The 17,436-nt window shown below is 38.1% G+C and carries 15 protein-coding genes and 1 tRNA gene; 4 read left to right on the forward strand and 12 right to left on the reverse strand.

All coding sequences use genetic code 11. The features are described from left to right. Nucleotide 1: 1 nt before the first annotated feature. The 3 genes from Q0948_RS12840 to Q0948_RS12850 form a co-directional block, all read right to left on the reverse strand. Nucleotides 2-541: a thioredoxin fold domain-containing protein gene (locus Q0948_RS12840; RefSeq protein ID WP_298353450.1), complete on the reverse strand. Its 540-nt coding sequence runs from the start codon at nucleotides 539-541 to the stop codon at nucleotides 2-4. A 110-nt stretch (nucleotides 542-651) separates the two neighbouring features. Further along, nucleotides 652-2,241 carry a peptide MFS transporter gene (locus tag Q0948_RS12845; RefSeq protein ID WP_035325495.1) on the reverse strand — a complete coding sequence of 530 codons (1,590 nt, stop codon included), beginning with the start codon at nucleotides 2,239-2,241 and terminating at the stop codon, nucleotides 652-654. Between the two features lie 41 nt (nucleotides 2,242-2,282). Continuing rightward, complete coding sequence (locus tag Q0948_RS12850; protein WP_298353453.1) at nucleotides 2,283-4,472, reverse strand: S9 family peptidase; 2,190 nt, start codon at nucleotides 4,470-4,472, stop codon at nucleotides 2,283-2,285. Between the two features lie 174 nt (nucleotides 4,473-4,646). Here Q0948_RS12850 and Q0948_RS12855 point away from each other — a divergent pair, with 174 nt between their 5' ends. Beyond that, a complete protein-coding gene (locus Q0948_RS12855) occupies nucleotides 4,647-5,960 on the forward strand; it encodes a hydroxymethylglutaryl-CoA reductase, degradative (RefSeq protein ID WP_298353456.1) in 1,314 nt (437 codons plus the stop codon). Nucleotides 5,961-5,971: 11 nt separating this feature from the next. Next, nucleotides 5,972-6,886: a GYDIA family GHMP kinase gene (locus Q0948_RS12860; RefSeq protein WP_298353459.1), complete on the forward strand. Its 915-nt coding sequence runs from the start codon at nucleotides 5,972-5,974 to the stop codon at nucleotides 6,884-6,886. An 85-nt stretch (nucleotides 6,887-6,971) separates the two neighbouring features. On the opposite strand, the gene Q0948_RS12865 is transcribed toward Q0948_RS12860, so the two are convergent. The 9 genes from Q0948_RS12865 to Q0948_RS12905 all read right to left on the reverse strand — a co-directional run bounded on the left by Q0948_RS12865 (nucleotide 6,972) and on the right by Q0948_RS12905 (nucleotide 15,654). Further along, the gene (locus Q0948_RS12865) at nucleotides 6,972-9,113 is read right to left on the reverse strand and encodes a peptidylprolyl isomerase (RefSeq protein ID WP_298353463.1); all 2,142 of its coding nucleotides are present in this window, start codon (nucleotides 9,111-9,113) and stop codon (nucleotides 6,972-6,974) included. A gap of 77 nt (nucleotides 9,114-9,190) precedes the next feature. Continuing rightward, nucleotides 9,191-10,489 carry a hemolysin family protein gene (locus tag Q0948_RS12870; protein ID WP_298353468.1) on the reverse strand — a complete coding sequence of 433 codons (1,299 nt, stop codon included), beginning with the start codon at nucleotides 10,487-10,489 and terminating at the stop codon, nucleotides 9,191-9,193. After that, entirely contained in the window at nucleotides 10,489-10,683 is a 195-nt protein-coding gene (locus tag Q0948_RS12875; RefSeq protein WP_108877962.1) for a hypothetical protein, read from the reverse strand. Before Q0948_RS12875 ends, Q0948_RS12870 begins: the two co-directional genes overlap by 1 nt. After that, nucleotides 10,680-11,252 (reverse strand): LPS export ABC transporter periplasmic protein LptC, encoded by a 573-nt coding sequence (gene lptC / locus Q0948_RS12880; protein ID WP_298353475.1) that lies wholly within the window; start codon nucleotides 11,250-11,252, stop codon nucleotides 10,680-10,682. Before lptC ends, Q0948_RS12875 begins: the two co-directional genes overlap by 4 nt. Next, entirely contained in the window at nucleotides 11,252-12,631 is a 1,380-nt protein-coding gene (locus Q0948_RS12885; RefSeq protein WP_298353478.1) for a hypothetical protein, read from the reverse strand. Before Q0948_RS12885 ends, lptC begins: the two co-directional genes overlap by 1 nt. A 17-nt stretch (nucleotides 12,632-12,648) precedes the next feature. Next, on the reverse strand, nucleotides 12,649-13,896 hold the full coding sequence (locus Q0948_RS12890; protein WP_298353480.1) for a hypothetical protein: 1,248 nt from the start codon (nucleotides 13,894-13,896) through the stop codon (nucleotides 12,649-12,651). Beyond that, nucleotides 13,889-14,614, reverse strand: coding sequence for a type III pantothenate kinase (locus tag Q0948_RS12895; protein ID WP_298353482.1), 726 nt, complete (start codon nucleotides 14,612-14,614; stop codon nucleotides 13,889-13,891). Before Q0948_RS12895 ends, Q0948_RS12890 begins: the two co-directional genes overlap by 8 nt. 69 nt (nucleotides 14,615-14,683) lie before the next feature. Beyond that, nucleotides 14,684-15,460, reverse strand: coding sequence for a M90 family metallopeptidase (locus tag Q0948_RS12900; protein WP_298353484.1), 777 nt, complete (start codon nucleotides 15,458-15,460; stop codon nucleotides 14,684-14,686). Nucleotides 15,461-15,581: 121 nt separating this feature from the next. Next, nucleotides 15,582-15,654 (reverse strand) — tRNA-Phe (locus Q0948_RS12905). A 251-nt stretch (nucleotides 15,655-15,905) separates the two neighbouring features. Here Q0948_RS12905 and Q0948_RS12910 point away from each other — a divergent pair. After that, nucleotides 15,906-16,241 (forward strand): arsenosugar biosynthesis-associated peroxidase-like protein, encoded by a 336-nt coding sequence (locus Q0948_RS12910; protein WP_013750118.1) that lies wholly within the window; start codon nucleotides 15,906-15,908, stop codon nucleotides 16,239-16,241. Nucleotides 16,242-16,320: 79 nt separating this feature from the next. Beyond that, the gene (gene arsS / locus Q0948_RS12915; protein ID WP_013750119.1) at nucleotides 16,321-17,376 is read left to right on the forward strand and encodes an arsenosugar biosynthesis radical SAM (seleno)protein ArsS; all 1,056 of its coding nucleotides are present in this window, start codon (nucleotides 16,321-16,323) and stop codon (nucleotides 17,374-17,376) included. Nucleotides 17,377-17,436: the final 60 nt, after the last annotated feature.

A 17,436-nucleotide genomic window follows, 5' to 3' on the forward strand; every position in this document is an offset into this window, starting at 1 on the left:
ATTACTTAGACCAAGTGTACACGAAGTCTTCTTGATATTTTGCCCATTTTTCTTGAGTTGTGAGTGTCTTATAGTCGTCATTACTCACCATCTTTACATAAATCTCAAGACGTCTAGGGGTATGGTATCCCACAATAGGCTGTATGTAATTACCCTGCTCATCAAAAAATACCATTGTAGGGTATCCTCTTAGTTTTAAAGCTGCTGCTAGCTCGTGCTGGCTATTACGCCCTTTTCTATTTGGGTCGTGCCTTGGGTTTGTATATACGTTACCTAGATAATTAATTTCTTCAGTACCCTCTGCATTAAACTTTACTGCGTAGTAGTTCTCGCTTATAAAAGCGGCTACTTCAGCATTTGCAAATGTATTTTTGTCAAGCATTTTACAAGGGCCGCACCAGGTAGTGTAGACATCCATAAAAATCTTCTTAGGCTCTTCCTTTTGTGCAGCAAGCGCTTCATCCATTGTCATCCAGTTGATTTCTTGAGCACTTATAGATGTTGTCGCTATAAGAAGCAGGAGGTATAGTATTTTATTCATTGTATTTATTTAATTATTAAGTCTTTCTAATTACTAGATTCTTACAGACAAAAAACGTTCCACAATATAGGGAACGTTTTTCTTTATTCATATTGTGTACGATTATACCATTATCGTATACCGTGCATCATTCTGATAAGTGTTTTATTTAATAATAACATTACTACACCTGCTCCTGCTGGTATCACTGTAAATATTAAAAAGAATGTAGCCATACCGTGCTCCTCAACAATAGGATCTATATAACTACCCGTTATACCCGCAGCTGTATTTGCAATAAAGTTTGCTACAAACCAGATCCCGAACATAAGCCCTACTAGTTTTGCCGGCGCGAGTTTACTCACATAAGATAATCCTACAGGAGATACACATAACTCACCTAGCGTGTGAAAAAGGTATGCTAGTACTAAAAATACCATACTTACAGAAGCCGTCTTTGCTCCTAATGGAATACCCATAGACCCAAAAGAAAGAATACCAAAACCAAGACCTAATAAAATAAGACCTATAGCAAACTTTACAGGTCCACTAGGATTGTATTTACTCTTCCATATTTTTGAAAATAATGGTGCAAAAGCAATGATAAAGAATGAGTTTAAGATACCAAACCAAGAAGCTGGAACCTCTGGAGCATCATCTGCAAACTGGCGAGATAACATCCAGATTACAATACCCCATATTACTACAAAACCTAATCCTAAAATGATATTAGACAATGCATATTTACCATACGTTTGTTTAAATAACATACCTAGTACCCAGGTAATAATTATCATAGGTACAACGGTGAGAAGCGTGTTTATAATTTTAAAAGTCATACCACTACTTCCTTCTAGCACTCTATCTGTATAGTCTGCTGCAAAGATGGTCATAGATCCTCCTGCCTGCTCAAATGCCCACCAGAAGAAAATTGTAAAGAATGCAAGTACACTAATCACAATAAGTCGATCACGAGTTACCTTAGACTTCTCTGCATCATCTATAACACTATCTATAGCTTCGGCAGCATTTTCTACGCTATCTTCTATAACATCATCAAGCTCGTCTGCTTTTGCTGGCTTAGAACCTATTTTACCAAAAATACCTTGAGCAAAATAGAATTGTAACATCCCTACAAGCATAAAGATTCCTGCAAGACCAAAACCATAGTGCCATCCTACAGACTCACCTATGTAACCACATAATAAAATACCTAAGAAAGCTCCAGAGTTAATACCCATATAGAATATGGTATATCCCGCATCTTTTTCTTTTCCTTGGTCTTTGTAAAGCTGTCCCACCATAGAAGAAATATTTGGCTTAAACATTCCATTACCTACTATAAGCAACACAAGTCCTGCATAGAAGAAAATATCTGAGCTTATCTCAAAAGCCATAGATGCGTGTCCTAGTGTCATTAAAAATGCACCTATGATAACGGCTTTTCTATACCCCGTAATTTTATCGGCTATTAACCCTCCAAAGATTGGTGTTACATAAACTAGCCCTGTGTAGAAAGCGTATAATTGTAATGCCTCTGCACGCTCCCAGCCCCAGCCGCCATCAAGTACTGCCGAAACTAAAAATAAAACAAGTAATGCGCGCATTCCGTAATAAGAAAAACGCTCCCACATCTCTGTAAAGAAGAGTACAAAAAGACCAGAAGGATGTCCTAAAACAGTCTTTTGATTGGTTTCAGAACCACCGAATTTATATTCCATATTGTAATTAATTATTTAGTGCTAATATAAGTCGTTTATATCTAAAGTTTTTCTTTGATAAAATCTGTCATCATTGTAAATAGGTGTAAACGTGTGTTACCTCCGTAAATACCGTGATTTTTATCTGGATAGTTAAAGTAATCAAACTGCTTGTTTGCCTGTACTAGTGATTCTACAAGGCGCGTTGCGTTTTGCACGTGCACATTATCATCTGCACTACCGTGCACTAGTAAAAAGTCTCCCTCTAGCTTACTCACGTGACTCATAGGTGAGTTATTATCATAACCACTTGCGTTTTCTTGTGGGGTTTGCATATAACGCTCTGTGTATATAGTGTCATAAAATCTCCACGATGTTACCGGTGCAACAGCTATAGCCATCTCAAAGGTATCTGCTCCTTGAAAAAGACAATTTGAAGCCATAAAACCTCCATAACTCCATCCCCAGATACCTGTACGATCTTCATCTATGTAAGCACGCTTGCTCAACTCTTTTGCTGCAGCAATCTGGTCTTGTACTTCGTACTTACCTAGCTCTTTTTGAGTTACTTTTTTAAAGTCACGCCCTTTTAATCCGGTCCCTCTTGGGTCTACACAAACTACAATGTAGTCGTTTTGTGCTAGCATATGAAACCAGTAATCGTTAGACGTATCCCACTTATTTGCCACACTCTGTGATCCTGGCCCAGAATATTGTGTCATAAACATAGGGTACTTCTTAGATGGATCAAAATCTGTAGGCTTAATCATATAAGCGTTAAGCGATACTCCATTTACATCTATCTCAAAAAATTCTTTTGGAGAGATATCATAACCTGCATATAAGTCTTTTAAGGCTTGGTTATCTTTTATAACGCGTATTTGCTTTCCGTCTTTTGCGCTGTTAAGTGTGAAGCGGTATGGTGTTGTTGTATTTGAGTATGTATGTATAAAGTTGCTGAAGTTTGCGCTAAAGTCTGCACTGTTAGTTCCTTCCTTATCTGCAAGGGCTTGTTTCTTTTTACCATTAAGACCTATAGCATACACACCACGGTTAATAGAACCATTTTCTGAGCTTTGGTAAAAAATACGTTTTGTACCTGCGTCATAACCATAATAACCTGTCACTTCCCAGTTACCAGAAGTTACTTGATTTTTTAAAGACCCATCTGCATTATGGTGATAGATGTGATTCCACCCATCTTTTTCGCTTGTCCAGATAAAGCTATTGTCATCTAGAAAAGTAAGGTTATCTGTCACATCTACATATGCTTTATCTGTTTCTAGCACGGCAAGTGTAGTCTGGTAGGTACTCGCATTAAAAAGCGAAAGCTTTAAGGTATCTTGATGACGATTAAGTGTTTGTACAGAAAGTACATTAGGGTCTTTTGACCAAGAGATGCGTGGTATGTAGTACCCAGCGTTATCACCTAGATTAACTTCTACATCTTTTGCTTTACGACTATTACCCGTATCTAGGTTATGCAAGCGTAGGCTCACTTTTGCGTTAGGCTCTCCAGCTTTTGGGTATTTAAAGACAGTCTGTGTCTGGTATAATTTATTACCATATACATCCATAGAGAATTCTGGAACTTCACTCTCATCAAAACGTATGTAAGCAATTTTCTTACTATCTGCACTCCAGTCAAAGGCGCGCACAAAGCCAAATTCTTCTTCATACACCCAGTCTGTAATTCCATTTATAATGCTGTTCTTCTTTCCGTCTGTAGTGAGCTGTTGTGTTGCTCCAGAGGCAATATCAAAAACAAAGAGGTTATTATCCTTTCCATAAGCGATTTTCTTTCCGTCTGGTGAAAATGTTGGCTCTTGAATAAGATCGTCAGATACTTTAGTCAGCTTTCGCGAAAGCGTATTCCACACATAATATTCACCCAGCGTAGATCTTCTAAAGATAGATTGCAATTTTGTAGAGAGTAGCACCTGCTGCTCATCATCACTAAACTCATAACTTATAAAGTAATCAAGCCCGTCTATATCTGCACTACTTACAGCCGTACGTACTTTCTTGCCCGTATCATAGCTGTAAATATCTACACTACCTGTGCGGGTTGCTCTATCAAAGTTTTGTACAGCATACTCTTGACCATTTGCCATAGAGTGTATAGACTGTAGTCGCTCTGCTCTAAAAGTGCCATTTTTCCAAATATCTTCAAGGCTTATTTGTTTTTTTTGCGCAGTTGCGCTCTGGATTGCAAGAAGAAATACAGCAATCAAAAAGGTATGTAATCTCATATATTTTTACCAATTGTGTAAAGTATTTCAATTTTACTAAAAATAAGGCAGAAAACCCTGCTTTTTGCTGTTAAAAACCTTCAGAATGTTAAGAACTCACACCGCTATAATCACGCATTAGACTTAGGTTAACCACATTCTCATTATCTTTATCACTTTCTAAAAAACTGCTTAATGACAAAGGCGATATCTGGTTTTTCTAAACTATCAAAAACTGAGAAGATTACGTGGCTTACCGCAAACTTCTTTAACAATTCTGAGGCAGCAACCCAGACTTTAACCTCATACTGGAACACAGATGCAAAGCTCCAGCAACTGCACGATGAGTTTATAGAAAACACCATCACAAATTACTACCTACCCCTAGGAGTAGCGCCTAATTTTACCATAAACGACACCATCTACACCATCCCGATGGCTATAGAAGAAAGCTCTGTAGTTGCTGCGGCGAGTAAGGCTGGTAAATTCTGGCAAGAGAGAGGCGGTTTTAAAACCACCGTTCTAGGCACCACTAAAGTAGGACAGGTACACTTTACTTATGATGGTGACAAGGAAGATTTACAACAGTACTTTGATAAAATCACACCAAAGCTCTATGAAGATGTAGAAGAGATTACGGTTAATATGAAAAAACGTGGTGGCGGTATAAAAAACATCGCCCTACGAGATAAAACAGCCGCTGTAGATGACTACTACCAGCTGCACTGCACCTTTGAGACGCTAGATGCAATGGGTGCAAACTTTATAAACAGCTGTTTGGAGCAATTTGCAACCACTTTTAAAGAAGGGTTTGAGGCAGATGCCCGCTTTCGCGAAAGCGGAAACACGTTAGATATCATTATGTCCATTTTATCTAACTATGTTCCAGACTGTCTTGTACGCGCAGAGGTAAGTTGCCCTATAGATCAACTCACCGAAAAAAATATAGACGGCGAGACCTTTGCCAAAAAATTTGTTCAAGCAGTTACCATTGCCGAAGAAGAACCTTATCGAGCTGTTACCCACAACAAAGGAATAATGAACGGTATAGATGCCGTAATACTTGCTACTGGAAATGACTTTAGAGCGGTGGAAGCAGGCGTGCACGCATATGCAGCAAGAGATGGGCAATATAGAAGCCTTACGCACGCAAGTATCAAGGATGGCATTTTTACCTTCTGGATGGAGATACCACTAGCACTAGGTACCGTAGGAGGTCTCACAAAACTACACCCACTAGTAAAGTGGAGTATGGAGCTACTAGGAAACCCATCTGCAAAGGAACTTATGCAAATTGTTGCCGTCGCCGGTCTAGCTCAAAACTTTGCAGCACTTAAGTCGCTCACCACAACTGGCATACAGCAAGGGCATATGAAAATGCACCTTATGAACATTTTAAACCAGATGAATGCGACTCCAGATGAGAAGCAACAAACGGTAAATCATTTTAAATCAAACACCGTTACTCATAGCGCAGTTGTTACTTTTATAGACGGACTACGCTCATAAAATCTCGTTTTTTGAAACACCATTATTACAGTCACGGCAAACTATTACTCACCTCAGAATATCTTGTTCTAGATGGGGCACAAGCGCTAGCGCTACCTACAAAAAAAGGACAGCATCTAGGTATAAAGCCCATAGATCAAGAAGCAATCATCTGGCGTAGTTATTTAAGCACTGGAGAGCTGTGGTTAGATTATAAGTTTAGCTTTCCCTTAGATAGTAATAATGGAAGAGAAGATGCCATTTACGAGCGCCTTTTAAGCATTTTACAAGCTGCACAAAAAATCAATAGTTCATTTTTAAATACGCAACAAGGCTATGAGGTCGAGAGTACACTAGAGTTTCAAAAAGACTGGGGGCTAGGCTCCTCTTCTACTCTACTTGCAAATATTGCAAGGTGGGCCTCTGTAGACCCTTACAAGCTACTTGATATGACTTTTGGAGGTAGTGGGTACGATATAGCTTGCGCCACAACAGAGAGCGCTCTTATCTACCAAAAAACCAGCACGACACCTATAGTCACACCCGTGACATACAACCCTCCTTTTAAGGACGAACTTTACTTTGTTTATCTCAATAAGAAACAAAACAGTAGAGAGAGCATAAAACATTATAGGAGTCTTGATCAAGCAGCACTAACTGAGGAGAAGGCTAGATTTTCTAAATTTACACAAGACCTTTTGAGTTGTAAATCCATTGTGGCTTTTGAAAAACTACTTTCAGAACACGAGAATAATTTGTCTCGCATTCTTAAAACACCCACAATAAGAACACAACTTTTTGCAGATTATCCTCGCGCGATAAAAAGCTTAGGAGGCTGGGGTGGTGACTTTGTTTTGGTAGTAGGAACAACTTCTCAAATGGATTATTTTAGAAACAAAGGGTATGACACTATCGTACCTTATAAAGAAATGATACTAGGAGAATAACGCTTTCGCGAAAGCGTAAACACACACCAAAAAAAAAGGCTCGAACAATAATTGTCCGAGCCTTTTTTACTTGAAATACAATCTACTAGTAGAATGTAGCTCTGTTATCTTCAATATCTGCAGCTTCTTTAAGAGCGTTAAGCACTTTTGTACTTACAGCAGCTCTAGACTTCTGAGCTTCTTGCCCTGCAAATGCAGCATAATTTTCTAGCCCTGGAGCTTCAGAGATTTTTACAACCTCTATTACATATACTCCTCTTGATCCTTCTATAGGAGCAGATACTTCTCCTTCTTTTAATCCGAAAGCTGCTCCTACTACTTTAGGCTCGTTTCCTGCTCCAGCGATTGTAGGGGCATTCATAGACACAGCACCAGCAGTTTTTACAGTTGCACCTTGTGATTGTGCTATTTCTGAAAGCGTGCTACCAGAAATTTTGTTTTTGATGATTTCTGCCTTCTTCATATTACGTAATAAAGGTGTCACTTGTAATGACACATCTTCTACACGTTCTGTACCAGCAGGTGTTCTACGTGTAACTTGCGCTACAATATAACCACCATTTGTAGGGAAACGTTTTATGTTACCTACTTTTGTCTCTTCTTCAAAAGCCCATTGTATTACAGATCTCTGTGCTCCCTCACCTGGTAATGTTTCATCCATAGCGCGTATACGTTGTACTGGGCGCACTGCATATCCATTTTCTTTTGCAACAGCTTCAAAATCTCCCGCTTCGGCAGCAAGTTCAAACTTTTGAGTTGTGTTGTATATATTAGAAATGGTTTTATCTGAAGGTAAAATTTCTTTTACTACTGTAGCTACCTTGATTACATCTTGTACGTTCTTTTGGTCTACTATCTTAATCACGTGGTAACCAAAATCTGTCTCTGTTACTCCTATTGTTCCAGCTCTATTATCTACAATAAAGTCTCTGTATCCAGCTGCAAAAAGATTTGGATTTTGATAATCTAGATCTCCACCATTTACACTGTTAGACTGATCTGAAGAAAACTCTTTTGCAAGATCTTCAAATTTGCTTTTGTTTCTCTTTAAAACAGAAAGTAAGCTATCTGCAAGTTTCTTTGCATCTTCTTTAGATCTCGTTGCCGAAGATGGTATAGGTCCTCTAGCTGTATTTGTTACCGCACCTTGAAAATCTATAAGGATATGACTTGTCTTTACAGAGTCTGGCATCTTTCTTACATCTACTACACGAGAAAGGTTCATATATCTACCATCCTTATAAGGACCATAAACACCACCTTTACCTAATGCAAAAAGTGTATCTGCATTTGTAGCAGGTAAATCTTTCTTAAAGAACCAACGATCTACAAATGGCACATCTGAGTTATCTATAAGAAAATCTTCTATCTCATCTGTTTTGTCAAACCCAGCAAAAGTTTCTGTAACTCCAGTCGCTCCATTACGTGCACTATACTCACTTCTTAATTTTGAAAGCTCTGCTTTAATCGCATTCTCATCTTCTAGAGAAGCTTCTTCTACAAACTTCACAAAACGTATAGAACGCGTCTCGTCAGTTTTAAACTCTTCCTTATGCTCATTTACGTAGTTCTGGATTTCTTCCTTACTAACCTTTACGTCTTCATCTGGAACAGATGTGTAAAGCATTTGCACAAATTGAATATCTACCGTATTGTTATCAAGCTTGTATGCTACCTCTCCATCTTTAAGAGTAGCTCCTACACCAGCTCTAACAAGATTATAGTATATCTCTTGCTTTTCTTGATTTCTTAAGCTCTCTTCAAAAACTATCCAAGACTGGTAGTCTCCAGGGTTCTGGCTATCCTTAAGCGTTGCAATAAACTCTTGCATTTTTGCCTCGCTAAAGAATCCGTCTCCATCTTGAAAACGCACATCATTTTGAAGTGCTTGCTTAAGTAACTCTTGAGTGCGGTCTTTACCTACTTGTATACCTAACTCTTCATACTGCTCTTCTAGAAGTACTCTATTTACTTCTTGCTCCCATACAGCGTTTACGGCTTTTGTAGTAGAACTATTTGCTCCTGCTCTACGTGTTTGTGATTCTACCTTTGCGGCAAAGTCTTCACGATCTAGGTTTACACCGTTTATAGATGCAACACGGTTTTGCTTATCTGCATTAAAACCTCCACTATCTAAAATAGATGAGAAGATAAATGCAAACAGTGCAAGTGCGATAATAATGATCAAGAAGATACTCTTGCTACGTATTTTATTTAAAATTGCCATTGTATGTTGTTTATGCTATAATAGTGGGCGAAAATACCATTATTATAGCATAATAAAAAATAAAAAAACAAGGCAATTTAGTCTTTAGAAATACGGACTTCTAAGAGTTCTATTTTTGTATTTGAAGTCTCTAAGATGTGAAAGATTATTCCTTCTATCTCTATAGTCTCTCCCTCTTCTGGAATTTCTTCTGTGTGACTAACCACGAGCCCCCCTAAAGTCTCATAATTCTCACTTTCTGGCAGATCCAGTTTATACGTCTCATTGAGGTAGTCTACCTCGTGTCTAGCAGAAAGTTTGTAGCTAGAACCGCTTAACTGCTCCTCTACTAGTGCGACTGTATCGTGCTCATCTTCTATCTCGCCAAAAAGTTCTTCTACGATATCCTCAACGGTCATCATACCGCTAGTCCCGCCATATTCATCTATAACGACACAAATGCTTTTGCGTTTTTTAGTAAGTACATTAAGCACATCTTTTACCAGCATAGTCTCAGGCACATAGACTACCGGCATCAATACGCTACTTATTGTTTTAGGCCTCTTAAAGAGCTCAAATGAGTGCACGTAGCCTATAATATCATCTATTGTGTCTTTATAAACCAGTATTTTAGAAAGTCCCGTTTCTATAAAAATCTTATTTATTGCGGCAGGCGTAGTGCGCTCATCTACAGCTACAATCTCTGTACGGGGCAACATCACTTCTCGCGACTTCACCTCAGAAAACTCTAGTGCATTTTGAAAAATCTGTATTTCTGTATCTACCTCATCAGAGTCGTTTACAGACTCCATTTGCTCAGATATATAATTTCCTAGTTCCACTTTCGTGAAAGCTAACTGCACCTCATCTCCATCTGTCTTAAACAAGTATTTAAGAACGAGGTCTGATATCCAAATAATAAATGCGCTAAGCACATAAAATAAGAGGTAAAAGAAATAAGCAGGTATTGCAAAAAACTTAAGAAGCTTATTTGCATAAATCTGAAAGAAAACTTTTGGTAAAAATTCGGCTGTGATTAAAATCACTAGTGTAGAAATAATCGTCTGACTAAGCAGGCTAAACTCTTGCACGAAGGTATTGAGCCACGTTAAACTTTCGCCGAAAGGCATATTCTCTAGCCACCCTTGTAAGAGTGCTCCCATAAAATAACCATATACAACCAGGGCAATATTATTACCCAGCAGCATTGTTGCTATAAACTTGGAAGGTTTTGCAGTAAGTTTTTTGAGAACAATAGAGAGAAAATCATTTTGCTTCTTCTCTATTTCAATATGTATTTTATTTGCCGACACATAAGCAATCTCCATTCCTGAAAAAAACGCAGAGAGTATGAGCGAGCAACATATGGTTATAATCTGTCCTTCAAAACTTCCCATTAAGAGTTTTTCCTGTTTTCAAATTTCTTACGGAAGTGACGTCTAAAAAAATACATACCTACACTTACTGCAAGACAAAATAAAAAGAAATAAGCTTTAGATTGATCTTCACCCCAAAGTGTTACCACTTTATACCCTGCTAGTATTGCCACTATGATATAAACGTACTCCGTGTATTTTATATATCGCATCATAAGTCTTCAGAATTTTCTTTTACGTATTGTTTTGCTACGTTGTTTAAAGATACAAAATTTGTAAAGTCTTCATTTGAGTCAAAGAGGTCTCCGTCGTTACGAGAGCCATCTTTAAGAATAAGCGTGTACGGCTGATCTGTAAAAATCCAACTATTAGATTGATCCCAGTATAGCTGTTGTGCTTTTAAAGTTATAGAGTCGTGGGTAAACAACACCACATTATCTTGCAAATCTATAAGGTTTGTGCCCTTATAACGTATGGCATAGTTTGAAGTAATTAAATTCTCCTTACCATCTTCACTTATAAAAATGACTTCTATTCCATCTGGAAACTCCTCATAAGGAAAAGAGGCGTTTGCATAATTTTTTATGTAAGGTGTTTTTAAATGTGCAGTGACTTTGCCAGAATCTACATACTTAAGATTAATACCCCTACCTTCTGTAACAGGACCATCAGACTTCATACTTAACCTACGTATATCGTCTGCTTTACTATCACAACTTAAAAACAAAGTCACGGCAAAAGCCGTGACTAAGATTTTTAATATATTTCTATGTAGTAGTGACATTAGTTATTTGGAACTCTTACACTTGATCCAATCCAACATCCTATCTTGATAGTTTGACCAGCTTTTCCAGATGTAAATACATCTGCTTTACTTGGTGCTAAAGCTCTGTAACTTGCTGCTGTCTTGTTTGCAGTACCAGCTAGTGATGGACTTACACGCCCAGCTCTTTGTGCTGTACTAGCAGCTAACCAGTATACGGCTCTCTTATCAAAAGTAGTCTGACCACAGTTATTTGCACTTGCTGCATACATTGCTGCAATTCTCAAGTAAACAATACCGTAAGATGGGTCTTCACTAAGCGCTTTGTTATAAAGACCTCTTGCTTTACCGTAGCTACCACTTTTTCTTGCTTTTTCTGCAAGTCTGTAATAAGCATTTGCTCTTTCTTTTGGATCTGTTTCAAGATCGATAGCTTCTTGGTAATATCTTGCCTCTGCAGCAGAGTCTCCTCTGTTTCCAGCTAAGATACCTAAGTACTTTGCAGATTTTGCAGAAGGCTCAAGTCTGTGAAGGTTCTCAACCATTTGCTTAAATAAATCTGTATCTGTACAATCTTTACTTGCAAGACGTCCTGCAGCTTTCTTAATCCACTCCTTATCATTCTTCATAGAATCAAAATCCTTCTGATAAAGTGGCACAAGGTTCTCACAGTTACCTAACTCTCCAAGAGCTCCATCTGTACTTCCTCCAAAGATTCCGAAAGCCTTAAGATTCGTATTATAACCTTTTACTCTTCTTTTCTCTTTTGCGCTAAGTGCAGTACCAGATTCTTCTTTTTCTACTAGCTTCTGTAATTTTGAATCTAGTGCAGTCGCTTCTTTATTAAGCTTTGCTTGCGTATCATCATAAAGGTCAAAAACCTCTTGAAGTTGCACTTGCTGTCCATTCTTATAAAGATCTACTGCTAGCTTAAAACGAGTGTAGATATTTTTTGCACTTGTAATAGAGTTTGCATCCATATTAAATGCATTTTGAAATGCATCAAATTGTGCTTTTGGCGTTCCAAGTTTGTTATCAAACATTATTTGCGCCTGTGCTGCTGCGTTCTTTCCTTTTGGAGTTTTTGCAGGGAAGTATTGCTCTCTCTTCTTTAAAAACTCAATAAGCTTTTGTGCTACAGCTCCTTTTTCGGCAGCGCTTGCAGCTTTAAGATCTGCTTTAAGTAAACGCTCTCCATACTGGTATAAAGCTAGAGAATAGTTAGGGCAGTCTTTTTGAAGTTTTTCAAAAGGTGCTCTTGCAGCCTCGTAATTTTTAACTTTTGCAGCTTCTACAAATATAGAACCCGTCGTAAGGCACTCCTCACTTATTTGTGCATTTGCTGTAAATCCGCCAGCTATGACGAGCGCTACAAAAAATGTGGTTAATCTAGTTTTCATAATGTTAGGTTTTACTGTTAATTAAATTTAGTTTGGACAAACCATAAGTCGTTTATTGATAAACTTACGCCTACGTTAAAAAAGTTTTCTTGTATAAGGTTTGCGTTTGTAGTTCCTCTCTGCCCTACTTCAAATTGTAAGTTAAGATTACTAATTCTTCGTCCTGTAGGTAGTCCAACTCCAAAAGATATGCCAAACTCATTTATATCTTCATTAGAAACTACAAGTCCAGTCTCCTCATATCTAAATCCTGCACGGTAAGTCATACGCTCCCAGTAACTTGAGATAGAATTATATTTTGGCGTATAAAAACCTCCTACTCTCATTTGCGTTGCATCTTCAAAGGAAACATTATCTGGAGTAAAGGTTCTATTACTAAAACTACTTGTTTGCTGGCTTGTGTACTCACCACCAAAGAACCACTTATTCTTTTCTCCTATACCTAACCCTACCGTTACCGAAGAAGGAAGATCAAAATCTGTATCTGGAACACTTATTTCTTGCACATCTACATCTTGTAGTAAACCTAGACTATTAAATAAAACCGTAGAAACCTCTCTCTCATTTTCTGTACCTATAGTAGCAGATGGCACATACTTTACTGATGATCTAAGCTCAAGCTTATCACTAATCATTGTTTCATACTGTGCCCCAAGCTCAAATGCTAATCCCGAAAAGTCACTTCTATTAGACTCTCTCGTACCTAGCTCTGCTTCTTCTTGAGATCTTACAGCTTCGTTTTGAATATTTCCAAAGTAGTAGTACATACTTGCTCCCACTGTAAGTCCTTTTGCAAGTGTATAACCTGTAGAAACAAACGCACGATTAAGGCCACCACGGCCCGTAAAACGATTAAGCACCTCATCTGTGCTATCATCTAGCTTGTACCCTACTGCCGTATATGGCATAAGACCTATGCTCACCCCACCTTTTTTTGAAATAGGAAAACCAATAGCTAGATAATCAAAAGTAGATTTTGAAGAACCCTCCTTTGTCGTGGCATCTTCTGCATTTACTTCGTTATGGTTACCTCCTACTGTAAAAGTGGTGTAACGCAATTTACCTAGTGATGCGGGATTTAATAAATTGAGGTGTAAACTATCGCTATACGTCTGTATGCCTCCCATAGATTTATTTTCTACGGTTCCTCTAAACTGTTGTATCCCCACTCCATAAAAAGAGTATGGAGAAGTAGTAGCTCCTTCTTGGGCAAGACCTTTAACGGCCATCATCAGCACTGCTACAATAAAAAGTTTTTTAATCATTCTGATATGTTAAGATATAATTGAGGCCCTCAAGCAAAAAATTTGAGTGCGCAAAGATGCTATTTTTTAATCGTTTTGCCAAGAATTCTCCATCACCACCCGTTATTATTACGGTATCCACATTATAATGCTCTTTGTAATGATTTATTGCACCATCTATTTCAAGTAAAGTGCCTTGCACAACTCCAGAGTGTATTGATTCTTCTGTACTAATCCCTATTATACTATCTGGCATTTGTTTTTCTAACAGCGGAAGATTTGCCGTAAGTCTATTAAGTGTCTCATAACGCAAGCGCAAACCTGGCGAGATTGCTCCACCTTTATAAGAACCTTTATCAGTTATAAAATCATAGGTAATACAAGTACCCGCATCTATAATGAGTCCATTTTTTTGAGGATGTGCTTGCATAAAAGCAGCCACAAGAGCCATTCTATCTACACCCAGCGTCTCTGGCGTACCATAATCGTTTGTAAATGGAAGCGTTGTATTGTGCGAAAGCACAATCGTAGGAAAACGTAATTGCACAGATCTAGCTTGCTCATCTGTAAGCCTTCCTACAGAAGATATAATTGCCTTTTTAATAGGATAAAGACCTGCAAACTCACCTACCTCTTCACTAAAGTCTTGTAATGCAAAGTGATGCTTAGCCTGCAGCGCATCTCCTTTATAGATAGCGGCCTTAACCCTAGTATTCCCTACATCAATTATAAGTTGCATATACAATAGTAAGCGCCAAAAATACAAAAGGAAAGCACCCACATTGTTAAGGTAATGGTAAAAATCACCCTAATAACCTGTTACAAAACAAACTTCAAGCATTTTGTATAACTCCGGATGTTTACGTTTAAATAGATCTGGACGCTCAAAAAAGTACTCTGCCGCCACCGCAAAAAACTCTATTTTACTTGTACCACCATATTTTCTTATGTCTGAGGTATCATTATTTATAGCCTCCATCTCTGTATGCATCATATCTAGCCAGGGCACAATATTTTCTTTACCTAGTAACTGTTCTGGTATACCATCTACCTCACCATCCATCTTATCAAGTAAATGCACAAACTCGTGTATCGCTGTATTTCCTTTATCTGTCTTATTATTAAACCCAAAATGAAGTGCCTTGCGAGAGAGTATCATATGGTTTTCAAACTGTCCCGTCCCTACCATACCTCCTATGATACGATCTTCACCCTCTGAGTGATACTCGAGATTTGCATTAAAGTAATCTGGATAAATAAGTACCGTATCTAAGTTATTGTAATGCCAGTCTCCAAAGTTAAAAATAGGGATAACCGCACTAGCTGCCACAAACACCTTATCCTTATCAGACAGGTCAAATCCCACAGCCTCTACATTTACTTCGGTGAGAAAGGCCATCATTCTTTTTTTAAAGAATTCCTTCTTTTTAGGAGTGAGCTCTTTGTAAAAAAGCACTTCATCACTTAATAAAGACTCCCAAGTAGATGGGAAAGGATCTGGTGTACGCTTTCGCGAAAGCGTAAAAAGCCCGTAACCCATAAAAACAAATAAGGCTAATCCAGCCAAAAGGAATAGTATAATCATCTAGTGTCTTATTACTTTAAAAATACTTCTTACATCAAACCGCAATGTACGACTGTGAAGCAATTGCAACAACGAAAGTTATACAAAACAAAAAACCCGATCAGAAGATCGGGTTTTAATGTGGTACCTCCAGGAATCGAACCAGGGACACACGGATTTTCAGTCCGTTGCTCTACCAACTGAGCTAAGGTACCTAAAGCTTTTAGGTGGCTTACGTTTGCAATGTGACTCACACTATTTGTTGAGTTGTATGCGATACTTCTCGTAAGCGGATGCAAATATAAAACCTTTCTGAGATCTGGCAACATCTTTTTGAAAAAAATTGCAATATTTTTTTCGAGACCGCATATTTCACAAATTAGAAACCTTATTCTTTATTTCTACGTAAGTAATTGTAGTTAATTACGATTAAGCATATATTCGTATGCTTACATAATATATAACTATGGCAGATCAATATTACGACCCAAAAGATTTAAGAAAATTCGGAAAAATCACGGAGTGGAGTGAAGAGTTAGGAACTAAGTTTTTTGACTACTACGGTAAAGTTTTTGAAGAGGGAGCACTCACTGCGCGTGAGAAATCGCTCATCGCACTTGCCGTTGCTCACACAGAGCAGTGCCCATATTGCATAGACGCATATACTAAAGACGGTCTACAGAAAGGAATCACTAAGGAAGAGATGATGGAGGCTGTACACGTAGGTGCTGCTATAAAAAGTGGTGCGACGCTGGTACACGGCGTGATGATGATGAATAAAGTAAATAAACTAGACGGGTAGTTTTACGCTTTCGCGAAAGCGTACTCATACAGATTTCCAACCAAAAGAAATCAACACTACAAACGACAAACATTTTTAAATGTCAGCAACAAAATCACTGAAGAAAGAAGGTAGCGAACTCGCACAAGCAAACAAGCAAATAGAAATTTTATCTAATGGTATTTTTAAGGACGAACTACCTACGTTTGCTAAAAAAATAAAGGAGACCAACCAGCTACCGTTACGCCCTAACAAACTAGAAATACTCCAAATAAACGTGGGGTATATGTGTAATCAAGTGTGTGATCACTGTCACGTAGATGCTGGTCCAGATCGCAAGGAGATTATGACTTGGGAGACTATGGAGCAATGTCTAGAAGTGATACGCAATACTGGTGCTCACACGCTAGATCTTACTGGTGGCGCACCAGAGATGAATCCGCATTTTAGACGTTTTGTAGAAGAAGCAAGTAAGGCTGGGATTAAAGACTTTATTGTGCGTTCTAACCTTACCATTATACGTGCAAATAAAAAGTACTACGATCTCCCAGATTTCTTTAAAAAACACAATGTACACGTCATCTCATCTATGCCACACTGGACACGTGGTAAAACAGACAAGCAACGCGGTGATGGAGTTTTTGATAAATCTATAAAAGCACTACAAGAGCTTAACGAGCGTGGCTACGGTATGCCAGGAAGTGACTTAAGACTAGACCTAGTTTACAATCCATCTGGAGCTTTCTTACCGGGAGACCAAGCAAGTATGGAGAAGGATTTTAAAAAGGCACTTATGGAGGATTTTAATATCCAGTTCCACAACCTTTTTGCAATTACAAACTTACCTATAGCACGATTTTTAGATTACCTCATCGCATCAGAAAATTATGAGGATTATATGTATCAACTCGTAGAGGCATATAACCCTGCCGCAGTAGAAAATGTAATGTGTAAAAACACAATTTCAATAAGCTGGGATGGTTATTTATTTGATTGTGATTTTAATCAAATGCTAGAATTGCCAGTGGCGAGTAGTGTAAAGCACATAAAAGATTATAATGAAGATTTACTTAATGATCGTAACATTATGATCTCTCAGCACTGTTATGGTTGTACTGCAGGTGCAGGAAGTAGTTGTCAAGGAACCGTTGCTTAATACGTAGAAAATCACGACACCAAAAACCGCCATACTCATATTTGCTCAAACAGCAACTAC

This window comes from uncultured Dokdonia sp., from assembly GCF_947496725.1.
In the GTDB taxonomy this organism is placed as follows: Bacteria; Bacteroidota; Bacteroidia; order Flavobacteriales; family Flavobacteriaceae; genus Dokdonia.